This window comes from Streptomyces sp. NPDC058459, assembly GCF_042721685.1.
Lineage (GTDB): Bacteria > Actinomycetota > Actinomycetes > Streptomycetales > Streptomycetaceae > Streptomyces.
On the sequence record NZ_JBHXLV010000269.1, the window covers coordinates 1 to 7,652 of the forward strand.

The window sequence follows — 7,652 nt, forward strand, 5'->3', positions numbered from 1 at the left end:
GCCCTGGGGCGCGGAGGTGTCAGATAATGTCGAACGTGGCGGGGTCGGGACCCAGCCGCTTGTCCTCGTTCAGCGCGCTGATGGCGGCGACATCCTCGTCGTCCAGGCTAAAGTCGAACACCTCGATGTTCTCCTTGATCCGCGACGGCGTCACGGACTTCGGGATGACGATGCTGCCGAGCTGGATGTGCCAGCGCAGCACGACCTGCGCCGGCGTACGCCCGTGCTTCTGGGCGATGGCCACGATCGCCGGGACCTCCAGCAGGCCCTTGCCCTGGCCGAGCGGCGACCACGCCTCGGTGGCGATGCCCCGCTCGGCGTTGAACTCCCGCGCCGCGCGCTGCTGGAGCTGCGGGTGCAGCTCGATCTGGTCGACCGCCGGGACGACAGACGTCTCCGCGATCAGCCGCTCGAGGTGCTCCGGGAGGAAGTTGGACACGCCGATCGCGCGGACACGGCCGTCGGAGTGCAGCTTCTCGAACGCCTTGTAGGTGTCGAGGTAGTTGTCCCGCGCGGGCAGCGGCCAGTGGATCAGATAGAGGTCGAGGTAGTCGAGACCGAGCTTCTCCAGCGAGGTGTCGAAGGCACGCAGGGTGGAGTCGTACCCCTGGTCGCTGTTCCAGAGCTTGGTGGTGACGAAGAGATCCTCGCGGGGCAGGCCGGACGCCGCGATGGCCTTCCCGGTGCCCTCTTCGTTGCCGTAGATCGCGGCGGTGTCGATGCTGCGGTACCCGGTCTCCAGCGCCGTGGTGACCACGCGCTCCGCCTCGTCGTCCGGCACCTGCCAGACGCCGAAGCCCAGCTGGGGCATCTCGACACCGTTGTTGAGGATGATCGGGGGGACCTTGCTGCTCACGAGTTCATGATCCTTCGGTTGTGGACAGGTGGCACACTCATCGTCCACGATCACGCGCCGGTCCGCACTCCTGGCCGGCGGATCACGAGTGGTAGAGGGCTTCGACCTCGCGCTCGTACTCGTAGCGGGTGCGGGACACGATGGTGACCCGGTCGGCGGTCACGTCCCGCCACTGCCCTTGATCGTCCTTGCGGCCCGGGGCGATGTGCCGCGCGGCTCGGTGCGTGCGTTGTCGGAGACGGCGCCGGCCAGACCGCCTGCGGGCGGCAACCGTCACAGGACACGGGGGCGATATGCGCCAGTAGGCACGGGGTGTCTGCCGCTCAGCCACCTAGCTAGCCGCTCCGTCTCCGCAGTCGCTCCCCGCCCGCCAGGATCGCCGCGGCCAGCGCGTCCGCCGCGCCCTCCGTCGTGCCCCGCGTCCGGGCGTGGGTCAGGGCGAAGTCGACGCGGCCCAGCGCCGGCAGGCCCGCCCGTTCCGGTACCCGGACAAGGCCCGGCGGGATCAGGCGGCGGGAGTGGGCCATCACGCCGAGTCCGGCGCGGGCTGCCGCGATGAGGCCGTTGAGGCTGCCGCTCGTGCAGACGACGCGCCACGGGCGGCCCTGGTCCTCCAGCGCCTCCAGGGCGCGGGCCCGGGTGATGCCCGGCGGAGGATAGACGATCAGAGGGACCGGGCGGTCCGGGTCCAGGCGGAGCCGTTCCGCGCCGATCCACACCAGGTCGTCCCGCCAGACCAGGCGGCCCCGGGGGTCCTCGGGGCGGCGCTTGGCCAGCACCAGGTCGAGCTTGCCCTCGGCGAGCCGCTCGTGCAGCGTCCCGGACAGCTCCACCGTCAGCTCCAGATCGACCTCGGGATGGTCGTACCGGAAGCCCTCCAGGATCTCCGGCAGCCGGGTCAGCACGAAGTCCTCCGAGGCGCCGAACCGCAGCCGGCCGCGTACGGGCGGGCCGGAGAAGTACGCCGCCGCCTGCGCCTGCACCTCCAGCAGCCGCCGCGCGAACCCGAGCATCGCCTCGCCGTCGCCCGTCAGCTCCACCGAGTGGGTGTCCCGCGCGAACAACTGGCGGCCCGCCGCCTCCTCCAGCCTGCGCACATGCTGGCTCACCGTCGACTGCCGCAGCCCCAGCCGCCGCGCGGCCTGGGTGAAGCTCAGCGTCTGGGCCACCGCGAGGAACGTCCGCAACTGCGTGGGCTCGTACACGCGGGCCAGGGTAGCCCGGTCATCATGGAACGCGATCGCAGTCAGAGCGGTATGCCGGATTCCGTGATCGGCGCCGACCAGGCACGATGGAGATCGTCCGCCGAACCCCGACGCTACGGAGCCCCGTGAAACGCCGGCTGCCCATCGACCCGTACATCGCGCTGCTCCTCGGCACGGTGGGCCTGGCCGCTCTGCTGCCCGCGCGGGGCGTCGCCGCCGATGTGGCCTCCGGCGCCGCCACGGCCGCCATCGCCTTCCTGTTCTTCCTGTACGGCGCCCGTCTCTCCACCCGTGAGGCGATGGACGGACTGCGCCACTGGCGGCTCCACCTCACCGTGCTGGCCTGCACCTTCGTCGTCTTCCCGCTGCTCGGGCTGGCCGCGCGCGGGCTGGTCCCGGCGCTGCTGACCCGGCCGCTCTACGAGGGGCTGCTGTTCCTCACCCTGGTGCCGTCGACCATCCAGTCCTCCATCGCCTTCACCTCCATCGCGCGCGGCAACGTGCCCGCCGCCATCTGCGCCGGCTCCTTCTCCTCCCTCGTCGGCATCGTCGTCACCCCGCTGCTCGCGGCCGTGCTGCTGGGCAGCTCGGGCGGCGGCTTCTCCGCCGACTCGCTGGTGAAGATCGTGCTGCAACTCCTGGTGCCGTTCCTGGCCGGGCAACTGCTGCGGCGCTGGATCGGCGGCTTCGTCGCCCGGCACAAGAAGGTGCTCGGACTGGTCGACCGGGGCTCGATCCTGCTGGTCGTCTACACCGCGTTCAGCGAGGGCATGGCCCAGGGCATCTGGCACCAGGTGAACGCCCCGCGCCTCGGCGCGCTGCTTCTCGTGGAGGCCGTCCTGCTCGCCGTGCTGCTCACGCTGACCTGGTACGGCGCGCGGGCGCTCGGCTTCGGCCGGGCCGACCGCATCGCCGTCCAGTTCGCCGGGTCGAAGAAGTCCCTCGCCGCCGGACTCCCCATGGCCGGAGTCCTGTTCGGCGCCCACGCCTCCCTCGCCGTGCTGCCGCTGATGCTCTTCCACCAGCTTCAGCTCATGGTCTGCGCGGTCATCGCCAAGCGCCGCGCCCGCGACCCCGAGGAACCCCCGGCCCCGCCCGCCCCGGCGCCCGGCCCGCGCGTCCGGCCGGACGGCCACGACGCGCCGTAGTCACGCGGAAGCACGCCCCAGCACCCCAAGCACTCCCGAGTGCGCCCCGTAGACGGCCGAACGCGTCTCGTTCACGGGCTCGTTGACCCGGATTTCCGGCACGGACAGCCCGCGAGGGCTAACGTTCCGTCATGACCGCAGCCCCCGTACTCGATCCCCGGCGTACCGCCCTCGTCCTGGTCGACCTCATGGACCGCCTCGTCGCGCTGCCGCTGGAACCCCGCAAGGGTGCCGAAGTGCTGGCCGCCGGAGAGGAGTTGGCCGAGCGCTGTCGCGCCGAGGGCGTGCTCGTCGTACTCGTCCGGGTCGAGAGGCCCACCGTCGCCGAACAGCCGCCCGGCAGCGGTCTCGCCGCCGGGCTGCGGCACGACGGCGACCTGGAGGTGGTCAAGCGGACCATCGGCGCGTTCCAGGGCACCGAACTGGACGAGTTGCTGCGCGCCCGGGGCGTCGACACCCTGGTCCTCGGCGGCATCGCCACCAACCTGGGGGTCGAGTCCACCGCCCGCGCCGCCGCCGACCTGGGCTACGAGCTGGTCTTCGTGGAGGACGCGATGGCCGCGTTCACGGCCGCCGAGCACGACGCGTCGGTACGGCTGGACTTCCCCCGGCTGGGCACCGTCACCACCGTCGGACGGCTGGGCTTCGGGGACGCAGTCGAGTGAGAACCCACCCTTCCGGCCACCTCACCGACCGCCCCGACCGCCCCGACCGTTCACCGCACCACCCCGCGCCCCGCCTTCTCCACTCATCTCGCCCGTCTCCACCCTGAAGTGGCTCCCGGACCGGCCGGGCATGAGCACCGGCATCGCCATCACGGGGCTCCGGCGGCGTCGCCCTGATCGGCCCAGCTACGCCTGGAGGGCGACGCGGCTGGTCACGGGGTCACACACCGGGTGCCCGGCCGTCGCGTGCCGTGCCGGGCACCCTCCGTACGGGCGTGGCGCCGAGCGTGTGAGCGGCTGCCCGGACGTCCGGGCAGCCGCCCGGGGCTCTGCAAGAAGCCGACAAAGGGCATGCCCGTTTCCTGTGGCTTCACATGCCCACGTACCGGCGAGTCACTGCGCAGACTGGAGAGTCCCGCCACGCACGGCAGCAACGAGGGGACCCCGACATGCACGGCTCGCGTATCGCCGCGATCGGCCACTACCAGCCCGCCAGGGTGCTCACCAACGAGGACCTGGCCCGCATGGTCGACACCAGCGACGAGTGGATCACCAGCCGGGTCGGCATCCGCACCCGGCACATCGCCGGCCCCGACGAGCCGGTCGACGAGCTGGCCGCGCACGCCGCCGCCAAGGCCCTTGCCACGGCCGGCCTCACCCCCGGCGACATCGACCTGGTGCTGGTCGCCACCTCCACGGCGATCGACCGCTCCCCGAACACCGCCGCCCGGGTCGCGGCCCGCCTCGGCATCCCCGAGCCGGCCGCGATGGACGTCAACGTGGTGTGCGCCGGCTTCACCCACGCCCTGGCCACCGCCGACCACACCGTCCGCGCGGGCGCCGCGACCCGTGCCCTGGTGATCGGCGCGGACAAGATGTCCGAGGTCACGGACTGGACCGACCGCACCACCTGCGTCCTGGTCGGCGACGGCGCGGGCGCGGCGGTGGTCGAGGCGTGCGCGCCGGGTGAGGAGCCGGGCATCGGGCCGGTGCTGTGGGGTTCGGTGCCGGAGATGGGCAACGCGGTACGGATCGAGGGCACGCCGCCGAGGTTCGCGCAGGAGGGGCAGAGCGTGTACCGCTGGGCCACCACCCAGTTGCCGCCGATCGCCCGGCGGGCCTGCGAGAAGGCGGGCATCGCACCGGCCGACCTCGCGGCGGTCGTCCTGCACCAGGCCAACCTGCGCATCATCGAACCGCTCGCCCAGAAGATCGGCGCGGTGAACGCGGTCGTCGCCCGCGATGTCACCGAGTCCGGCAACACCTCCGCCGCGAGCATCCCGCTGGCCCTCTCCAAGCTGATCGAACAGGGCAAGGTACGCACCGGCGACCCGGCCCTCCTCTTCGGCTTCGGCGGCAACCTGTCGTACGCCGGCCAGGTGATCCGCTGCCCGTGAGCCAGGGGTGGCCCAGGGCACGGATACGCAGGTGAGAGGCGCTCCGAAACCTTGGTATTGTTGTCCACGTCGCCGCCGGGAACACCCCCGGCCGGGTGACAGACACCTTGTCCGGGTGGCGGAATGGCAGACGCGCTAGCTTGAGGTGCTAGTGCCCTTTATCGGGCGTGGGGGTTCAAGTCCCCCCTCGGACACGAGCAGAGACCCCACTTCGCGTGGGGTTTTTCTGTTCCCCGGGTTGTGGCGTGACCAACCGTGTGGCCAACAGCCTGCCGAATCCCCAGCTCCAGCTCGGCCACCAGGTGGGCCGGGGCGGCCACGACCGCGCCGAAGCTGGGGCCGGCGCTGTCCCCGTCGCTCCAGGACACGGAGTCGCCCACCTCGCGGTACCCGTGGGGGACGACCGGCCCAGGACGGGGAAGTCCGCAAGGTAGGCCACCGGTGCGTCCCGGGTACGGGTCAGCGGCCAGTCCCGCACGCCGAGCAGCACGCCGCCCGCGCCGGCGGCCCGGTGCTCGTGTGCGACACCGACGCCCTGGCCCCCACCATCTGGCAGGAGCGCTACCGAGGCCGGACCACCGCCCCCGTCCGGGACCTCGCCCAGGGCCATGCCTCCTCGCGCCCTCTACCGGCTCACCTCCGACAAGGGCGCCCCCTTGGACGACGACGGCCTGCGCGACGGCGAACGCCTCCGGGGCCGGATGACCGACCGCCTCCGCGGGACCCTCGCCGGCTCCGGAGTCCCCTGACGGGAACTCCACGGCGACCGCCCGGCCCGCCTGACCCACGCCCTCGGCACCGTGGACGGCCTCCTGGCCGGCGGCTGGAAGCTGGCGGACCCCCTCGGCCGACGGACCGGCGAACCGACCAGAACGCGAGAACCGCTCACTTACCCGTGCCGCATCCCTTGACGCACTCCTTTCCGAAGGATTAACTCACGTCCTAAATTAAGCCCTGAGGAGCCCACGGCGCTTCGGGGTCGTCTACCTCCCGGAAAGGGACAGCTGGAGCCATGCGCAGCATCCGAGCCGCGGCCACAGGCGCCGTCGTCATGTCTCTCGCCCTCGCGGCAACGGCGTGCGGAGGAGGTACGGACAGCGGGGACGGAGCCGGCGGCTCGTCCAAGACGCTGACCTACTGGGCCTCCAACCAGGGCGCCAGCGTCGCCGTGGACAAGCAGGTACTCCAGCCCGAGCTGGACAAGTTCGAGAAGCAGACCGGCGTCAAGGTCAAGGTCGAGGTCGTGCCCTGGTCCGACCTGCTCAACCGCATCCTCACCGCCACCACCTCCGGCCAGGGCCCCGACGTGCTGAACATCGGCAACACCTGGAGCGCCTCCCTCCAGGCGACCGGCGCGCTGCTGCCCTGGGACACCGAGAACTTCGCCAAGATCGGCGGACGGGACCGCTTCGTCGACCCGGCGCTCGGCTCCACCGGCGCCGAGGGCAAGGACCCGGCCGCCGTGCCGCTGTACTCGATGGCGTACGCCCTCTACTACAACAAGCAGATCTTCGCCGACGCCGGCATAACCGGGCCCCCGGCCACCTGGGACGAACTCGTCGCGGACGGCGCCAAGATCAGGGCCAAGGGCAAGTCGGTGCTCGGCGCCGAGGGCTCGAACCTCTCCGAGAACGTCCACCACGTCTTCGTCTTCGCCAAGCAGCACGACGCCGACTTCTTCTCCGCCGACGGCAAGCCCGACTTCACCGGCCCCAAGGTGGTCGACGCCGTCAAGCAGTACGTCGACCTGATGGCCAAGGACAAGGCCATCCCGCCCGGCAACGCCGAGTACGCGCAGAACCAGTCCGTCAGCGACTTCGCCAAGGGCAAGCAGGCCATCCTGCTCTGGCAGTCCGCCGCCGCCAACCTCAAGTCCCAGGGCATGAAGGACGACGCCTACGGTGTCGCCCCCGTACCCGTCCAGCAGGGCGCCCCCGGACCGGGCGCCCAGGTCAACTCGATGGCGGCCGGCATCAACATCGCCGTCTTCAAGGACAGCCACAACCTCGGCGGCGCCACCGAGTTCGTGAAGTTCATGACCAGCGACGCCGAGCAGAAGATCCTCAACAAGGCGTACAGCTCCATCCCGCCGGTCAAGGCCGCGCAAGGAGACCCCGCGTTCGACGGGCCGTCCACCGCCGTGCTCAAGGACACCCTCGCCAAGAGCGCCGCCGCGCTGCCGCAGGTCGCCACCGAGTCGCAGTTCGAGACCGCGGTCGGCACCGCGGTGAAGGACCTGTTCGCCGACGCCGCGGCCGGGCGCGCGGTCACCACCGCCTCCGTCAAGGCCAAGCTGGAGAAGGCCCAGCAGCAGATGCCGGCGGCCTGACCTCCATGACCTCCACCGTTCTGAAGGAACCGGTGCGCGAGGACACCCCCGG

8 protein-coding genes and 1 tRNA gene are annotated in these 7,652 nt (G+C 71.5%); 6 read left to right on the plus strand and 3 right to left on the minus strand.

The genetic code is table 11. The features are described from left to right. Positions 1-19 precede the first annotated feature (19 nt). The 3 genes from ACFWN1_RS30140 to ACFWN1_RS30150 form a co-directional block, all read right to left on the minus strand. Complete coding sequence (locus ACFWN1_RS30140) at positions 20-856, minus strand: aldo/keto reductase (protein ID WP_384368876.1); 837 nt, start codon at positions 854-856, stop codon at positions 20-22. An 82-nt stretch (positions 857-938) separates the two neighbouring features. Beyond that, entirely contained in the window at positions 939-1,133 is a 195-nt protein-coding gene (locus ACFWN1_RS30145) for a hypothetical protein (protein WP_384368879.1), read from the minus strand. 58 nt (positions 1,134-1,191) lie between these two features. After that, positions 1,192-2,061, minus strand: a complete 870-nt coding sequence (locus ACFWN1_RS30150; protein WP_384368882.1) for a LysR substrate-binding domain-containing protein — start codon at positions 2,059-2,061, stop codon at positions 1,192-1,194. Between the two features lie 86 nt (positions 2,062-2,147). On the opposite strand from ACFWN1_RS30150, the gene ACFWN1_RS30155 reads away from it, so the two are divergent. From ACFWN1_RS30155 to ACFWN1_RS30180, 6 genes are all read left to right on the plus strand, one after another. Further along, positions 2,148-3,209: a bile acid:sodium symporter family protein gene (locus tag ACFWN1_RS30155; protein WP_384368885.1), complete on the plus strand. Its 1,062-nt coding sequence runs from the start codon at positions 2,148-2,150 to the stop codon at positions 3,207-3,209. A 131-nt stretch (positions 3,210-3,340) separates the two neighbouring features. Then, positions 3,341-3,874 carry an isochorismatase family protein gene (locus ACFWN1_RS30160; protein WP_384368888.1) on the plus strand — a complete coding sequence of 178 codons (534 nt, stop codon included), beginning with the start codon at positions 3,341-3,343 and terminating at the stop codon, positions 3,872-3,874. A 449-nt stretch (positions 3,875-4,323) separates the two neighbouring features. Then, positions 4,324-5,271: a beta-ketoacyl-ACP synthase III gene (locus ACFWN1_RS30165; RefSeq protein WP_384368891.1), complete on the plus strand. Its 948-nt coding sequence runs from the start codon at positions 4,324-4,326 to the stop codon at positions 5,269-5,271. A 109-nt stretch (positions 5,272-5,380) separates the two neighbouring features. Continuing rightward, positions 5,381-5,465 (plus strand) — tRNA-Leu (locus ACFWN1_RS30170). Between the two features lie 414 nt (positions 5,466-5,879). After that, on the plus strand, positions 5,880-6,020 hold the full coding sequence (locus tag ACFWN1_RS30175) for a hypothetical protein (protein ID WP_384368894.1): 141 nt from the start codon (positions 5,880-5,882) through the stop codon (positions 6,018-6,020). A 263-nt stretch (positions 6,021-6,283) separates the two neighbouring features. Continuing rightward, positions 6,284-7,600, plus strand: coding sequence for an ABC transporter substrate-binding protein (locus tag ACFWN1_RS30180; RefSeq protein ID WP_384368897.1), 1,317 nt, complete (start codon positions 6,284-6,286; stop codon positions 7,598-7,600). Positions 7,601-7,652: the final 52 nt, after the last annotated feature.